The 15,510-nt window shown below is 61.4% G+C and carries 13 protein-coding genes; 9 read left to right on the plus strand and 4 right to left on the minus strand.

The features are described from left to right. Positions 1-72: 72 nt before the first annotated feature. The 3 genes from LG281_RS13515 to LG281_RS13525 form a co-directional block, all read right to left on the minus strand. Positions 73-1,980 carry an ABC transporter ATP-binding protein gene (locus LG281_RS13515; protein WP_404401536.1) on the minus strand — a complete coding sequence of 636 codons (1,908 nt, stop codon included), beginning with the start codon at positions 1,978-1,980 and terminating at the stop codon, positions 73-75. Continuing rightward, complete coding sequence (locus LG281_RS13520; RefSeq protein ID WP_404401538.1) at positions 1,961-3,880, minus strand: ABC transporter ATP-binding protein; 1,920 nt, start codon at positions 3,878-3,880, stop codon at positions 1,961-1,963. Before LG281_RS13520 ends, LG281_RS13515 begins: the two co-directional genes overlap by 20 nt. Positions 3,881-4,117: 237 nt before the next feature. Next, positions 4,118-5,437, minus strand: a complete 1,320-nt coding sequence (locus LG281_RS13525; protein ID WP_404401540.1) for an NAD(P)H-dependent oxidoreductase — start codon at positions 5,435-5,437, stop codon at positions 4,118-4,120. Positions 5,438-5,575: 138 nt separating this feature from the next. Here LG281_RS13525 and LG281_RS13530 point away from each other — a divergent pair, with 138 nt between their 5' ends. The 5 genes from LG281_RS13530 to LG281_RS13550 all read left to right on the plus strand — a co-directional run bounded on the left by LG281_RS13530 (position 5,576) and on the right by LG281_RS13550 (position 10,471). Then, the gene (locus LG281_RS13530; RefSeq protein ID WP_404401542.1) at positions 5,576-6,622 is read left to right on the plus strand and encodes an enoyl-CoA hydratase/isomerase family protein; all 1,047 of its coding nucleotides are present in this window, start codon (positions 5,576-5,578) and stop codon (positions 6,620-6,622) included. 110 nt (positions 6,623-6,732) lie between these two features. Continuing rightward, a complete protein-coding gene (locus LG281_RS13535; RefSeq protein ID WP_404401544.1) occupies positions 6,733-7,023 on the plus strand; it encodes an STAS domain-containing protein in 291 nt (96 codons plus the stop codon). Positions 7,024-7,298: 275 nt separating this feature from the next. Beyond that, on the plus strand, positions 7,299-7,658 hold the full coding sequence (locus LG281_RS13540) for a response regulator (protein ID WP_404401546.1): 360 nt from the start codon (positions 7,299-7,301) through the stop codon (positions 7,656-7,658). 45 nt (positions 7,659-7,703) lie between these two features. Next, complete coding sequence (locus tag LG281_RS13545) at positions 7,704-9,926, plus strand: chemotaxis protein CheA (protein WP_404401548.1); 2,223 nt, start codon at positions 7,704-7,706, stop codon at positions 9,924-9,926. Positions 9,927-9,982: 56 nt separating this feature from the next. Continuing rightward, positions 9,983-10,471: a chemotaxis protein CheW gene (locus tag LG281_RS13550; RefSeq protein ID WP_404401550.1), complete on the plus strand. Its 489-nt coding sequence runs from the start codon at positions 9,983-9,985 to the stop codon at positions 10,469-10,471. A 130-nt stretch (positions 10,472-10,601) separates the two neighbouring features. Here the strand turns inward: LG281_RS13550 and LG281_RS13555 are convergent, their stop codons facing one another. Further along, on the minus strand, positions 10,602-10,955 hold the full coding sequence (locus LG281_RS13555; protein ID WP_231805969.1) for a hypothetical protein: 354 nt from the start codon (positions 10,953-10,955) through the stop codon (positions 10,602-10,604). 295 nt (positions 10,956-11,250) lie between these two features. Here LG281_RS13555 and LG281_RS13560 point away from each other — a divergent pair, with 295 nt between their 5' ends. The 4 genes from LG281_RS13560 to LG281_RS13575 all read left to right on the plus strand — a co-directional run bounded on the left by LG281_RS13560 (position 11,251) and on the right by LG281_RS13575 (position 15,430). Beyond that, positions 11,251-11,835, plus strand: coding sequence for a hypothetical protein (locus tag LG281_RS13560; protein ID WP_404401552.1), 585 nt, complete (start codon positions 11,251-11,253; stop codon positions 11,833-11,835). A gap of 123 nt (positions 11,836-11,958) precedes the next feature. After that, entirely contained in the window at positions 11,959-13,551 is a 1,593-nt protein-coding gene (locus LG281_RS13565) for a methyl-accepting chemotaxis protein (protein ID WP_404401554.1), read from the plus strand. Beyond that, a complete protein-coding gene (locus tag LG281_RS13570; RefSeq protein ID WP_404401556.1) occupies positions 13,527-14,387 on the plus strand; it encodes a CheR family methyltransferase in 861 nt (286 codons plus the stop codon). The genes LG281_RS13565 and LG281_RS13570 overlap by 25 nt, the downstream gene beginning before the upstream one ends. Further along, complete coding sequence (locus LG281_RS13575; RefSeq protein WP_404401558.1) at positions 14,384-15,430, plus strand: chemotaxis response regulator protein-glutamate methylesterase; 1,047 nt, start codon at positions 14,384-14,386, stop codon at positions 15,428-15,430. The genes LG281_RS13570 and LG281_RS13575 overlap by 4 nt, the downstream gene beginning before the upstream one ends. Positions 15,431-15,510 lie beyond the last annotated feature (80 nt).

The following is a 15,510-nucleotide window of genomic DNA, read 5'->3' on the forward strand; positions in this document are numbered from 1 at the left end:
CCAGCAAAAGTGGAAGCCACTTTTTGCGGTTCTGAAACGCGACGCAACAAGAACTTAGAGCCTGAAAAGCCTCTAAGTCGTCCCGTCGCCCGCGCCTGCTGTCGCAGCTTCCAGCTCCGCATCCGGGATATCGTCGAAGGACGCGTAGTTGAGATTATAGAGCTTGGAATAAAGCCCCTTCCGCTCCATGAGCTCGTCGTGGTTGCCCACCTCGATCACCTGGCCGTTCTGCAAGACGATGATCCGGTCCGCGCCGCGGATGGTGGCTAGCCGGTGGGCGATGACGAGGCCAGTGCGGCCTTCGAGGAGTTTGACCAGTGCCCTCTGGATCAGCATCTCCGTGTAGCTGTCGATATTGGCGGTGGCCTCGTCGAGGACGAGGATTTTTGCGTCCGCGACGAGCGCGCGGGCGAAGCTGAGCAATTGCCGCTGGCCGAGCGAGAGATTGCCGCCGCGTTCGCCCAATTCGCTATCGTAGCCTTCGGGCAGCTTCATGATGAAGTCGTGTGCGCCGACGGTCTTGGCGGCGGCGATGACGTCCTCGCGCGTCGCCTCGGTCTTGCGGTAGCGGATGTTCTCGAAAACCGTGCCGGTAAAGAGGAAGGGTTCCTGCAGCACCATGGCGATGTGGTGGCCGAGCGAATCCTGAGTGACGTCCCTCACGTCCTCGCCGCCCACGAGCACCTGGCCTTCCTGCACATCGTAGAAGCGGTGAATGAGCGCCATGGAGCTCGATTTGCCCGAGCCCGTTGGCCCAACGAGTGCAACTGTCTCGCCGGGGTTGACCTTGAAATTGACGTCCTTGAGCACGGGATGTTTGGGATCGTAGCCGAAGGTGACGTGCTTGAATTCGACTGAACCATCCATATCGGCGGGGAGATCCTTGGCGCCGGGCTTGTCGGTGATGTCGACACGCACGTCCATTACCTCGGTGATGCGCTGGCCGGCGGCCATGGCGCGCTGCATGACCGAATACTGCAGCGTGAGCGAGCGGATGGGGTCGAAGAAGCGCTGAATGTAGAAGAGGAAGGCAACCATCACCCCGATATCGAGGCGTTCGTTGAGCACCATAGAGCCGCCCACGACGATCAGGATCGCCATGGCCAGACCGGTCAAGGAATCGACGATGGGCACCATCACCTGCGCATACTTCGAAGCCGTCAGATGCGCGCGGAGGTTGGCGTTGGCCTTGTCGTTATAGAGCATGAAATTGACGCTCTGGCGGTCCATCGACTGCACGGCCTTGACCCCGTGGATCGCCTCTGCAAGCGCGCCATTGGTCACCGAATTGGTTTCGTGCGCCGCCATGAAGGCTTTCCGCGCGCGGGGGAGCCAGAAGATGCGGACGATGAAGAGCACGGGCATGACCGAAAGCGTCAGCAGTCCGAGTGAGAAATCGAGCCAGAGCATCACGACGATAATGCCGATCAGAAGCGCCATGTCGCCGACCGAGATCACCGAGGTCTCGAGAAATTCCTGCATGGAATTGACGTCGCCCTGGAGCCGGCTCATCAGCCGCCCGACCTCGGTCTTGTCCATGAACGAGAGCGAGACGCGCTGGAGATGCGCGAACATGGCGCGCCGCATGTCGAAGAGGACGTTCTCGGCGGCTTTGCCGACGACGGATTCCTGGGTGAAGCTCGCCGCGTAGTTGACGAGGATGGTGACGGCAAAGGCAATGCACGCCCAAACGAGCGCGGTGCGGTCGAGGCTGCCGCGCTCGACGGCATTGTCGATGGCGTAGCGGACGATTAGCGGGATGACGAGCTGCGTGCCGGTGAAGACCAGCACGGCGATGACGGCGACGAGCATCTGCACCTTGTAGGGCCGCACGAAGGCCCAGATGCGCGAGACGATCTTTCCGTCGAACGCCTTGCCGAACATCTCCTCTTCGATGCGGTAGGAGCCGACGGTGGCGCGCGGCGGCCGGCGGCCGGCATCGGCAGGGTCGTGCCGTTCGTTATAGGTCTCGGTCGCCATCAGTTCTCTCCCCCGCGATATCCAGCATCTCGTCGCCCGGGCGTATCTGCAAATCGTAGAGCGCCTTGTAGCGTCCGCCTTTTTCCAGAAGTTCCTCGTGTGTGCCGCGTTCGACGATCCTGCCATCTTCGACAAAAAGGATCTGATCGGCGTGCATCAGCGAGGAAAGCCGGTGGGCGATAATGATGGTGACGCGGTCTTTCGCGTATTGCCGCATTGCCGCGCGGATGCGCTGCTCGGTTGCCGCGTCGATGGCGGCGGTCGAATCGTCGAAGACCATGATGTCGGGCCGCAGCATCAGCGTGCGTGCAATCGAAAGTCTTTGGCGCTGGCCGCCCGAGAGCGACACGCCGCGCTCGCCCACGATGGTGCCATAACCCTGTGGCAGGCCGAGCACGTAGTTGTGCAATTGCGCGGAGTCGCTTGCGCGCTCGATGCGGTTTTCCCGTGCCCACGGGTCGCCATAGGCGATGTTGTTCTCGATGGTGGTCGTAAACAGGAACGCGTCCTGCTGGACCACCGCAACCGAACGGCGGAGAGAGGCGAGGGTGACGTCGCGGATATCCTGGCCGTCTATGGTGACTTTGCCTTCGGTCACGTCGTAAAAGCGCGGGATCAGGTGCGCGATTGTCGATTTTCCGCTGCCGGGCGGGCCGACAATGGCCAGCGTTTCGCCGCGCCGCGCCTCGAACGACAGCGCGTTGAGCACGGGCTTGTCCTCGGAGCCGGGATAGGCAAAGCCGACATTCTCGAATTTGAGCGTGCCTTCTGTGATCGCCAAAGGTTTGGCGCCGGGCTTGTCCGTGATCGCGATGTCGAGGTCCAAAAGCGCGAAGAGGCGCGTACCGCAGGTCGAGGCGCGGGCGAAGGAATTGACCATCATGCCCAGTTGCCGCACCGGCATTTGCAGGATGGTCATGAAGGTCAGAAAGGTCGCGAGCGTACCGACGGTGATCTCGCCGTCGATCACCTTGCCGCCGCCGACCCAGAGCACCAGGCCCATCGCCGCGAAAAAGGAAAAGGTCATCAGCGAGGTCGAGCGCACGCGGATGCCGACGCGTTCATGGGCGAGTTCGAGCGCGTATTTCGAACATTTATCGAATTTGCTCATCTCATAGGCCTGTGCCGCGAACGCGCGGACGACGCGGATGCCGCCGAGATTTTCGTCCATCACGCGGGTCAATACGGCGAGACGTTCCTGAAGTTCGCGCCATGTCACGCGCAGCTTCATCTGCGCGGTCGCGGAGCGCCAGGCGACGAAGGGCGCGAAGCTCAGGGCGAGCAGGCCGAGGACAATGTCGGTCGAAATCAGAAGGTAGGCGCCGACGCCGATCAGCACACTCAAGAGGAAAACGCGGACGAGGCCGGTCGAAAAGAACATCCGTACGCCTTCGAGGTCGAGCAGGCCAACCGTGATCAGGTCACCCGAATGGACCTGGTCGTGAAAGGAGAAGTTGAGCCGCTGGATCTTTTCGTAGACCGCGAGACGCAATTCGTAACCGGTGTGGTGCCCCACGGATTCCGCATAATAGTTCTGCAATAGCGTGAAGATGCCGCGCGCGACCGAAACGCCGAACAGCGTCAGCGCGGTGACGAGCAGCGCGGTTTCCGCCGCCTCGCCCGCGGTGCCGCCGCCCACCACGGTCTGGGTTTGATCGACGGCGATGCCCAGAAGTTGGGGGATGAGCAGTTGCAGAGAGGCCGCAATAAAGGTCGAGACGATCGCAATACCGACCTGGACCGGATGGCGGAAGGCCATCCGGGTCACTCTGAGGATCGTCGAAAGTCCACGGCCCCAACCGGCGGCGTGTACGTGCGTCAATCCCCGTTCGGCGGAATAGGTTTTCAAGAAGGCGGCGTCACGGCGCTTTGCCGCGCCGCCCGTAGCGTCGCTGCTCAACGGTCTATCCAGTACGTTTTTGCCCGCCCCGGCCCCGGCGGAAGAAGGTAACGACTCAGCGGGGAAGTCACTCGCACAAACATTTTAGTCCCATGTCGGAAAACGACGCAAGCAGACCAATTGCGAAAATTGATCCGACACCTTCCTCATTTCCATGGACGTAACCGCGATACCGGCACGCATCCGGTCAATGCACGGAGGGTTCAGCGGTTGCGGTCGATGACGCGGGGTGAGAGGCTAAACCAGCCCGAACATCTTGTCCTGCTTCTGACGCAGGGTGAAGAGCTTGGTTGTGGTATCCGGCGTCGCGTTGGCGGTGGTGAAGAGTTCGCCCTTTTTGACCGGCGCCGTCGTCCGGCCGCCTTCGAGCAGGCCCACCGGAATCGCATTGGCCTTGCGCGCATCCCCGATGGTCATCGCGAACGAGCGGTAACACGTTTCCCCGATGGCATCGAGCGGGGTGCCGGCGGGCAGGTCACGCTTGGCAACGGCGCAGACTTCGGCGACTGGGTTGGCGAGCGGCACCATGTCGGGCTTGCCGTAAAGCATGATCCTTGCCGCGGTGAGCGGAACTTCGAGGCTGGTGAGGTGATAGGGACGGAAGAAGCCGTAATAGGGTCCGACCCCCACATGCAGGTCGTCCATACGCTCGATGATGCGCGGATGGTGGGCCTTGGCGATAACGAAGACGCCGGGGGCGACGCCCTTGCCAATGGTGTAGTCGACGACGCCTGATTTTTCGAGTACACCCCCATCGGCCTTTGGGATGAGCACTTTAGCCAACGCATCGCGGTCGGCCTTTGGCCCGTGCATGCCCGGAATGTCGGGGACGAGGCCGGTCGCGTTGGCGATGGCGGTCATCTCGACCATGGTTTTGGACCCGTCGACGAACTCGACCAGCATGCGCGGGTTCATGTTCCGCCGCTCGGCCTCTTCGCGGTAATCGTCGGGCACGGCGTCGTAATTGAGGGGATTGTTCTTGCCCTTCCCGGCAGAAACGATCTCGAGCCCCAGCGCGGAGACGAATTCAATCAGTTCCATGCAGGAGGAAGGCTCGTCCCCCGCGCCAACCGAATAGATGACGCCCAGCCGGTCGGCTTCCTTCTTGAGATAGGGGCCGATGGTGATATCCGCCTCGACGTTCATCATGACGAGGTGCTTGCCGTGTTCCATCCCCAGAAGGTCGAAATCCGCGCCGACGCCGGGCTTGCCCGTGGCATCGATGATGACATCCACCTCTGGCGCGGTGACCATAAGCTCGGTATCCGAGGTTACCGCAATCCGGCCCATATCGATGGCGGCGCTCATTGCCTTGCGGCTATCGACCTCATGTCCCATATCAGCGCCTTCGCCATACGCGATATCCATGGCCGCGAGGGCGGTCTGGGGGCGGCGGGTGGCGATAGCGGCGATCTCGATGCCATCCATTAGCATCACCTGGGTGACGAGATCGGTGCCCATTTCTCCCGAACCGATAATGCCGAGCCTTATCGGTTTGCCGCTCTCCGCCCTTGCCTTGAGATCGCGGGCGATGCCGGTTTTAGAGATTGCGGTCACGTTCTGTCTCGCTTGATGCATTTGCGCCGCCTACCTAGTCCATTTTCCGCCCAAAGCAAAACCCTTAGCGCTGTGGCTTGAAAGGCGATTCCGGATCAGGGACTATCGGGTCGCAAAAAAAGCTGGAAAGGGCAGTTTATGAGCGAAACCGACGAGGTGCTGATTTCGGTTACCGGCGCAGCCGGGATTATAACGCTCAACCGCCCCAAAGCGATCAACGCGCTTACCGTTCAAATGGTCGAAGGTATCCTTGCCGCCCTTTCAGGCTGGGCTGCGGACGATGGGGTCCGTCTCGTCGTGATCGAAGGGGCGGGGGAAAAGGGACTTTGTGCCGGTGGTGACGTGCGCGCCGTGCGCGAGGACGTGCTTGCGGGGCGGACCGAAGCGGCGCTTTCGTTCTTCGCGCGCGAATATGAGATGAACCGCATGATCGCGCGGTATGAGAAGCCGATAGTGGCGTTTCAAACCGGCATCGTCATGGGTGGTGGGATCGGGGTTTCGTCCCATGCGAGGTTCCGGATCGCCACAGCGTCGAGCAAGTTCGCCATGCCCGAAGGTGCGATCGGCCTTTTCCCCGATATCGGCGTCAACGCCATCCTCGCCGAAGCGACCGAGCCGCGCGCGCTGGCATTCCTTTTGAGCGGGATGACGGTGGGGGCCGCCGACGCCATCGCGCTGGGGCTCGCCGATACCATGGTCGATGAGGACCGGCTTGCCGACATTCGCACGCGAATCATCGATGCGGCGAAGGCCTGGGAGCCCGATACGCAGATCGCGGCCGTCATCCAGTCCGAATCGCTTGAGGCCGGTTCCCCCGAGTTCTGCGCCAAGGCCGATGCGCTGGCGGCGTGTTTCGGCTGCGAAACGGTTTCCGGGATCATCGATCAGCTCCGCCTTCACGCCGACGGGGGCGATGTGGGTGCGCATGCTTTGGTCGCGAAACTGGAAGCGCATTCCCCCACCAGCCTTGCGGTTGCGCTCATGTCGCATCGCCGGGCGCGCACCGACCGCACCATCGAGGCGGTCTTGGAGCGCGATCTGGCTCTTGCCCGTTGGATTGCGGTGCGGCCCGACTTTGCCGAAGGCGTGCGGGCGGTGATCGTGGACAAGGATCGCACCCCAAAGTGGCAACCGTCGGATCCCCGGGCGGTTGACTACGGAGAAATCGCTGCGCTTCTGGATTGATCCGGCAAAGTGAGTAATTGGCGCGTACGGGTTGCTATGGTTAGGAATTCTTAAACGCTTGATTGACAAACTGCGGCAACCAAACGGGGGTATCAGGGAGCCTTCCATCCATGCCGAAATCACAAGCTCAGTCTGTGGTGCTGCCGCGGATTGTCGATCTTGATGCGTTGGACGAGATTCGTGAGACCCTGCTCGGCGCGCTCCAGGCCGGTCCTGTCGAGATCGATGCGGAAGCAGTCGACCGGGTCTCCACTAACGCGCTTTTCATGCTTTTAAGCGCGGCGGGATCCGCCAAGCAGGCCAGTTTCGCCTTCACCATTGCCAAGGCCAGCGATGTTATGCGCGCCTCGATCGAGAAGCTCGGGCTCGACGAACACTTTGCGCCCGTCTTGAAAGGATAGACCCAGGGCATGTCATCAATTATGGATAGGGGTTTGATTTTGCATAAATCGTTCAATGTCAAGGGTTTCCCCGCAGCCAAGGGGCGCCCCTTCGCAAGGGGAAACGCGCCGGCAGTGGACGATTTATGCAAAACCCTCCGGGCGGGTCATGGTCCGGCCCCTTGTCGCGAAAAATCCCACTCGTGGACATTTGTCCACCACGCGCAATTTTCCACGAAAGTTGCTCGGACCATGACCCGTCAAACCCCTATCCATAATTGATGACAGGCCCTACCATGCGCGTGCTTACTGTTGATGATTCCCGCACCATCCTCGCGATGCTTCACCACACCCTGACCAATGCGGGGTTCGAGGTGTTGCAGGCGGAAAACGGGCAGCTTGGGCTCGATGTCCTCGCCCGTGAAGATGTCGATGTGGTCATCACCGACATCAATATGCCTGTGATGGACGGTATCGAATTCATCAAGAACGTCCGCTCGACCGGCAAGCACCAGAGCCTGCCTATCCTGATCCTCACCACCGAAACCAGTCAGGACAAGCGCGACCAGGGCCGCGCCGCGGGTGGGACCGGGTGGATCGTCAAGCCGTTCGATCCTGAAAAGCTCATCAGCGTGATCAACAAGGTCGTGCACTAAAGGCCGGAAACCAAATGAACCCATCCCTCCGCGCAGGCGTCCCAAATGAGTGATCTCGACGAATTCAAGGCGACATATTTTGACGAATGCTCGGAATTGCTGCTCGAGCTTGAGGAGCAATTCGCCGCAATTGAAGAGGGAGACCGGGAGGCGGACCGGCTCAATGCGGTCTTCCGGGCAATCCATTCGATCAAAGGTGGCGGTGGCGCGTTCGGGTTCGATGATCTCGTCAAGTTCGCGCACAGCTTCGAAACGCTGCTCGATTATGTTCGTGATGGCCGGGTCGAGCTCACTGACGAGGTGGTGACGCTATGTATCCGGTCGGTCGATATCGTAGCGGATTTCGTCAATGCCGCCCGCGATGGCGAGGTGCTGCCGGCCGAATATGGCGCAAGCGAAAAGGCCAGTTTCGACGCGCTGGCCCGGGGCGAAGCTGCTGAGACCGACGCCGTTGCCGATGACGATGACTTGGTGGACGAATTCGATATCGAATTTACTCCGGTCGCGGTCGAACTGGGCGCTGACAAGCCGCTTTCGGACCTGCCGGTTTCACCCGACGGCGCGTCCGATTGGGTGATCACCTTTACTCCCTTCCCGACGCTTTACGAGCGCGCCAACGATCCGCTGCTTCTGTTCCGTGAATTGTCCCTTCTGGGATCGATCGAGGTGACCGCGGAGGTCAAGGGGTTGCCGGCGCTCGATGCGTTCGATCCGTTCGGAGTCTATTGCAGTTGGAGAATCGCGCTCAATTCGGACAAGGCGACCGAAGAGGCGATCCGGGAAGTTTTTGAGTTCGTCGATGGCGATTGTGAAATCACCGTCGAAAAGCGGGCTGGCGCGCCAGTTGCCGCCGTCGTTGAGTCTGACGATATGCCGAGCTTTGCCGATCTTGCGGAGGAGGCCAAGGCCGAGCGCAAATTCGTGCCGACCGGAGAACCTGACGATGGGTTGGAGCCCGCCGCTCCGGCAACCAGTGCTGCCGCCCCTGTTACCCCGGCGCCCACGACAGTGCGGCCTGCGACGCCCGCAGGTGCTGGCGCCATGTCAGCTTCGGCTTCCGGCGAGGACTCCAATGGCGGGCGGGCGATCGGAATGCAGTCGATCCGCGTCGATCTCGACAAGGTCGACCGCGTCGTCAATATGGTCGGCGAACTGGTGATCACCCAGTCCATGCTGACCCAGCAGATGGACGACGCGATTCGTGACCGCTATCAGGAACTCGTCCGCGGCATCGAGGTGCTCGCGCAAACGACCCGCGGTCTGCAGGACGCCGTGATGGCGATCCGCGCACAACCGGTCAAATCGGTCTTTTCGCGCATGCCGCGTCTCGTGCGCGAGCTTGCCGCCAAGACGGGCAAGAAGATCAAGCTCGAAACGATTGGCGAGAACACCGAAATCGACAAGACGGTGATCGAGCAGCTTTCAGATCCGCTCACGCATATGGTGCGCAATTCGGCGGACCACGGCATCGAGGGGTTGGACAAACGCCTTGCGGCGGGTAAGCCGGAAACGGGCACGATCCGGCTTTCGGCCGAGCAGGCTGGCGGCAATATTCTCATTATCGTTGAGGACGACGGGCAGGGGATCAACCGCGAACGCGTGCTCGAGATCGGGCGCGAGCGCGGCATCGTCGGAGCCGACCAGCAACTGACCGACGAACAGATCGACAACCTTATCTTTGCGCCGGGCTTTTCGACAGCTTCGGAAGTTTCCGACATTTCCGGGCGTGGCGTTGGGATGGACGTGGTGCTGTCCAACATCAAAAAGATCGGCGGCTCGGTACATGTCCGTTCATGGCCGGGCAAGGGGACGCGGATGACGCTGCGGTTGCCCCTTACGCTTGCGGTGCTCGACGTGATGCTCGTCAAGGTCGCCGGTTCGCCTTACGTCATTCCGCTGTCCTCGATCGTCGAGACGATCCAGAATTCGCGCGCGGATTTCGGGCATATGCCCTCGGGCGGCAAGGTGCTGCAGGTGCGCGGGGAGTATGTGCAGGTGGTGGACCTCGCCCGGCGTTTCGAGGTGCCAACGGACCAGGACGAGGACAACCGGTTCGTGGTCTTGTGCGAAGCCGAGGGCAATTCAAAGATCGCGCTGGTTGTCGACGACATCATCGGCCAGCAGCAGGTCGTCATCAAATCGCTCGAGGAAAACTTCGAGCGTATCGATGGCATCGCGGGCGGCACAATTCTGGGCGACGGTAACGTTGCGTTGATTGTTGATGTGCAAAGCTTGAAGACAGGACATGCCCATCAGAACGCGGCCTAGGGGCCCGGGCGCGGAAATATACGCGAACGGGCAGGCGCTTTAAGGAGGTTTTTGCGATGGAAGCGCTCGATATGCGCGAGGACTACCAGGACAATTCGGCGGCAGCGAGCCAGAACTCGCTGCAGCTCATCGCGTTTTCGATCGATGAGCAGATCTACGGCGTGGAGATTACCACGGTCCGTGAGATCCGCGCTTGGAACGGTGCCACGCCTTTGCCCAATACGCGCGAATATGTGCGCGGCGTCATCAATCTGCGCGGCACCATCGTGCCGATCTTCGACCTGCGGGCCCGGTTTGGCGACGGTAAGACCAACCCGACCAAGAATCACGTCGTCGTCGTGATGAGTGTCGGGGACAAGTGGATCGGCATCCTCGTGGACGCGGTCTCGGATATTCTGACGGTCTCCAAGGACGACATCCACGCGGTGCCCGAGGGCAATGCCAACGATACAGAGCTTTTGAACGGTATCGTCACCCACGATAGTCGTATGGTCGGGCTTATCGATTTGCACGCTGTCGTCGCCGGCGCCAAGGAAGACGTCTAGGCTTCAGGCTCCCTAACCGGAACGATTCAGCCCCCGCCGCGTAACAACGCGACGGGGGTTTTCTGTTGCCGCATGCAAAAAGGGCGCCGGAAGAGGCGCCTTTTGGGAGGTCATGCAGTGGGTGGGCAGATCAGAAGAATTCGACCTCGCCGGAATTGGTGCGGGCGGCGATACCCGAAAGTGCGTCGTCTCGCAATTCGTCCAGCGTGAGTGTCGACCAGACGTCTTCGCTTGCCGCCTTGTCGGTGTGCTCCTGCAACTCGGCAAGCTTGCGCGCAGCTTCCGCCATATTGCGGCAGCGCTGCTCGATTCGGTCTTGCATCTGAAGCGCGACGACGATCTGACGAATGGCGGTGGAGCGGGCGGTGTTGCAGTCGATGGTGGTATCCCCCAGCGTCAAGAGACTGGCGGTGATGCCATCGACCATCTCCGCGGTTTGGCGCGCGGTTTCTTCCAGTTCCCTGGCCAGTTTTGGCAGCCCCATGCAACTCTCCCCTGAATACGCGTGCCCGGATATTAACTTTGCAATTCTAAATCGTTACTTGCCGCAAGCCGCATCCCCTACCCCATCCCCCGTTAAGGTTAGCAGATCGTAAAGGCGAGGCGTTGCCAAGCCCAACGTCCCGTCACACGGCGCATTGACGTTCACCGGCTTCATACCGGCAGCGCATTAACACAAAGAAAATGAGTTTAAGATCAACTTGGCATTCGAGCGATTAACGTAAACGGCGCGAATTAGGGTCCAAACCCTAAAAGAATGAGACAGGGAACCTAGGTTTATGGCAGTTGCCTCACTGCCCGCGGATTTCTCCCGCGGGGTCGTCACTACCGTTCATCAGGGCGATTGCCTCGTTTCCGGACAAGATGATGTTACGTTTTCCACCGTGCTGGGGTCATGCATCAGTGCCTGCGTGCGCGATCGCGAGGCACAGATCGGGGGCATGAATCACTTCCTGCTCGCGACCCAGTCGGGATCGGCGCGCGATACGTATGGGGAATCGGCCCGCTATGGCGCATTCGCCATGGAGCAGCTCATCAATATGGTTCTCTCCAAGGGCACCGGCAAAAAAACCAATCTCGAATTCAAGGTGTTCGGCGGCGGTAATATTCATGCGGGCATGAACGATGTGGGGCTCAAGAATATCGATTTCGTCCGCAACTTCCTGCTCAATGAAGGTTATACGATCGCGAGCGAAGACATGGGCGGAACCTATGCCCGCCGGGTGATGTTCAAGCCCAATTCTGGCCGTGCCTTCGTCAAGCGTCTCGACAGCACCGACAATGCGCGCCTGGTGCGCGAAGAACTTGCAATCGCGAGCCGCCAGAAGGTCAAGCCGGTCGAAGACGATATCGAGCTCTTCTGAGGATATTAACGGGCCCTAGCAATTCCTTACCGATGGTGGTGCGCGCTCACAAAGCGTTAACCATAACCATCCTAGGGTGGCGCCATGTTCGCGCCGATACGTCTGGCGCGCCGGGGCCGTTGAATGGCCCGGACGCGCCTTGCTTTTTTTGCCGTCCTCATTTGGCTCGCCGTGGAGGCGGGCGCCGTCGCATTCTGGGCGATTTTCGGCCCGAATGCGTGGGGATTTGCTGGCATCTGCGGCGCAACGCTATTGGGCGTTGGGATAACCCTCTGGCTCGCTGCTGCAGCCGAAGCGAGACACCGCAACGGCCTTTCCGCACTCGGGGAGGCGGTCGGCTCGGGACCAATCGGCAAGACGCGGGAACTCGACCATGTCCGGGCGATCGCCGCCAATCTCTGCGCGCGGCTGGAGCGGGCGCTTGTCTATAAGGCCGGTTTCGAGATGCTCGAACGGTTTGCGCTCATTACCGATGCGGACGGCAAGGTGATCAAGGCGAGCGCCGGGCTGACGCGGGCGGTCGGCGAAGTCACCGACTCGCGGGCGCTTGTCGGCCCATCCCTTGTGCTGGGCGATGCGCCGTCGGAAGCCGGTGTGGCGCTTCTCGACCGCACGTACCGGGCGCGCAGCATACCGCTTTCGGGCGGACGTTGGCTTGTCGAACTCGACCGTCCCGGCGCCGTGATCGCGGACGATGACCTTGCAGCCTTTACCGATGCGCTCACCGGCGGGCAGACGAGCTTCCGGTTCGGTCCCGACCGGCTCAGGGCCAATCCCGATCTCGAACCCTTCAACGCAGCACTTGCCGCGCTCGAGGGCAGCGCTATCGCTATTCGAGCGCTTATCGAAACCGAGGGCAGGGCCGAGATCGCGCCCGCCAATACCGGGTTGGCCGGCGAAGTCAGAGCGCTTGCCGCGGCGCTTTCCGAGATCGCGGGCGAGCGCGATATGGAAGCGCAACTGCGGGTGCGCGAGCAGCGAAAGCTTGCCGAGGTCGGGCGGCTCGTCGAACTCTGCGCAACGCGCGCAGATGCACTCATGCGATCCGCCGACGCAGCCCGCGCATCGGCGGAAGCCGCGCGCGATGCGCTTGCAAAATCCGGCACTGCCGTGGCCGTGGTTGCGGAAAAGGGTGGCAAGACCCGCGCCGTCTCGGAAAAAGCCGGCACCGCCGCGCGCGCGGGCGTCGAGCGCCTCGCCCAGGCCCAGGCGGTCACCGAGCAGATCGATACGCTGATGGGCGGGATCGAGGACATCTCGTTCCGCACCAATCTTCTGGCTCTCAACGCGGCGGTCGAGGCCGCGCGCGCAGGGGAGAAGGGGGCGGGTTTTGCCGTGGTCGCCGCCGAAGTGCGCGAGCTTGCGCAGGCGAGCGCCCAGGCGAGCAAGGAGATCCGCGCGCTCATCAAGAAAGGGCTCGAGGGCGCGCAAGCCGATACGGCCCAAGCCGAGGCGCTGGCGCGGCTGCTCGACGATATCGACGGACATTTACTGAATTTAAGTGATGAAACGCAGATGATCGGAACCGCGCTGGGCGCAGGCACCGAGGCGGTCGAGGCGGCATACACCGAAATCTCCGCGCTCAAAGGCCATGCAGAGGACCAGCGCGAGATGCTGGTGCGTGCCGGCGGGACCACAATGGCAGATGCGCGGGACGACGCTATCCCCGCGCGGAGGGAGACGGAGCGGGGATGGACAACGGCGAGATCGCGCTGAGCGAGAGGGAGTTTTCGCGCATCCGGGCGCGGGTTTACAAGATCGCGGGGATTTCGCTTTCGGATGCCAAACGCACGCTGGTGGTTTCGCGGCTTTCCAAGATTTTGCGGCGGTTGGGGCTCAAGAGCTTCGACAGCTATGTCGATTATCTGGAAACCTCCGGCTCGGATGCGGACAATCAGGAATTCGTCAACGCGCTGACGACCAATCTCACCCGGTTCTATCGCGAGGACCACCATTTCGATCACCTCGTCACCCATATTCGCAGCGTAGTCGCGCGCAAACCGCGGCTCAATGGGCGCGGGCAGCCGCGGTTGCGGATCTGGTCGGCGGGGTGCTCCACCGGACAAGAGCCCTATACCATCGGGATGTGCCTTCTCGATGCCATTCCGGAGCTCAAGCGCTGGGACTTCAAGATTCTGGCCACCGATATCGATTCCGACGTCGTGGCCAAGGCGGCGACCGGGATTTATCCAGCCGGCGAGCTTGCGGGGCTATCGGCCCAGCGGGCGGCGCTGTTCGATCGTGGCACCGACGGGACGGTGCGCATTCCCGCGCCGGTGAAGGCGCTGATGACGTTCAAGGTGCTCAACCTCATGGCACCTCTGCCTTTCAAGGGGCCGTTCGACGCGATTTTCTGCCGGAACGTCGCAATCTATTTTGACAAGCCCACGCAGGGGCAGATGTTCGACAAGCTCGGCAAGGTGCTCGCGCCGGACGGCTTTCTCTATATCGGGCATTCGGAAAACCTGCAGGCGGTCTCCAACGGCTTCAAGCTGGTCGGCAAGACCATCTATCAGCTCAAGGCCAATTCCAGTGCAAAGGACGCAGCATGATCAGGGTTTTGGTAGTCGACGATTCGGCGTTGATCCGGGAAGTCTTGAGCAAGACGCTCGCACAGGACGGTGATATCCAGGTGGTCGGCACCGCGCAGGATCCGCTCGACGCGCGCGACAAGATCAAGGCGCTCAACCCCGACGTCGTGACCCTGGATATCGAAATGCCCAACATGAATGGGCTGGCGTTTCTGCAAAAGATCATGCGGCTGCGGCCCATGCCGGTGGTTATGGTTTCGACGCTGACCAAGAAGGGCGCGAGCGAGACTATGCTGGCGCTGGAACTGGGCGCGGTGGATTTCGTCGCAAAGCCCGGCGCCGAGCTTGACGGCGGTATAGAGGTATTCGGTGCCACCTTGCGCGAAAAGGTCCGGCAAGCTGCCGCGAGCGATGTGCGGGCGCACACCACAGTGCGGGCCAGTGCGCCGGATATGCCGATCAAGACCGCCGCGGCACCCCCGGGTGCGCTCATCGCCATCGGCGCGTCGACGGGCGGCGTCGAGGCCATCCGGCAGGTGCTGTCCGCAATCCCGAAGGATTGTCCGCCCATCGTTATTGCCCAGCACATGCCCAAGGGGTTCACCACGCGGTTTGCTGCGCGGCTCAATGAATTGGTGCCGGCCACTGTCGTTGAGGCGAGTGACCGCCTCGTGCTCGAGTCGGGAAAGGCCTATGTTGCGCCGGGCGATCATCATCTGCGGGTTGAAAAGACCTCCGGCCAACTCAAATGCCGGGTCACCCAGGATGAGGCGATGTCGGGACATCGGCCCAGCGTCGACGTGCTTTTTGCCTCGGTTGCCAAGGTCGTCGGTCCGATGGCCGTTGGGGCGATCTTGACCGGCATGGGGCGGGACGGCGCCAATGGTCTCAAGGCGATGCGCGAGGCTGGTGCCTTTACCGTCGGGCAGGCCAAGGGGTCGGCGCTCATTTATGGGATGCCCAAGGCAGCCGCCGAGATCGGTGCGGTGGCCGAGGAAGCGTCGCTCGAAAAGATCGCGGGCCGGCTCGTCCAAGCCCTTATGCGCCTCAAGTCAGCAGCTTAAATCACTGTGGTTGAGACTATGGTAACCGTTCTTGCCTAATCTCGCCATTTAAGACCACCCCCGGAGGGACGCCGGGTTCA

The organism is Pelagibacterium halotolerans, assembly GCF_044811015.1.
Classification (GTDB): domain Bacteria; phylum Pseudomonadota; class Alphaproteobacteria; order Rhizobiales; family Devosiaceae; genus Pelagibacterium; species Pelagibacterium halotolerans_A.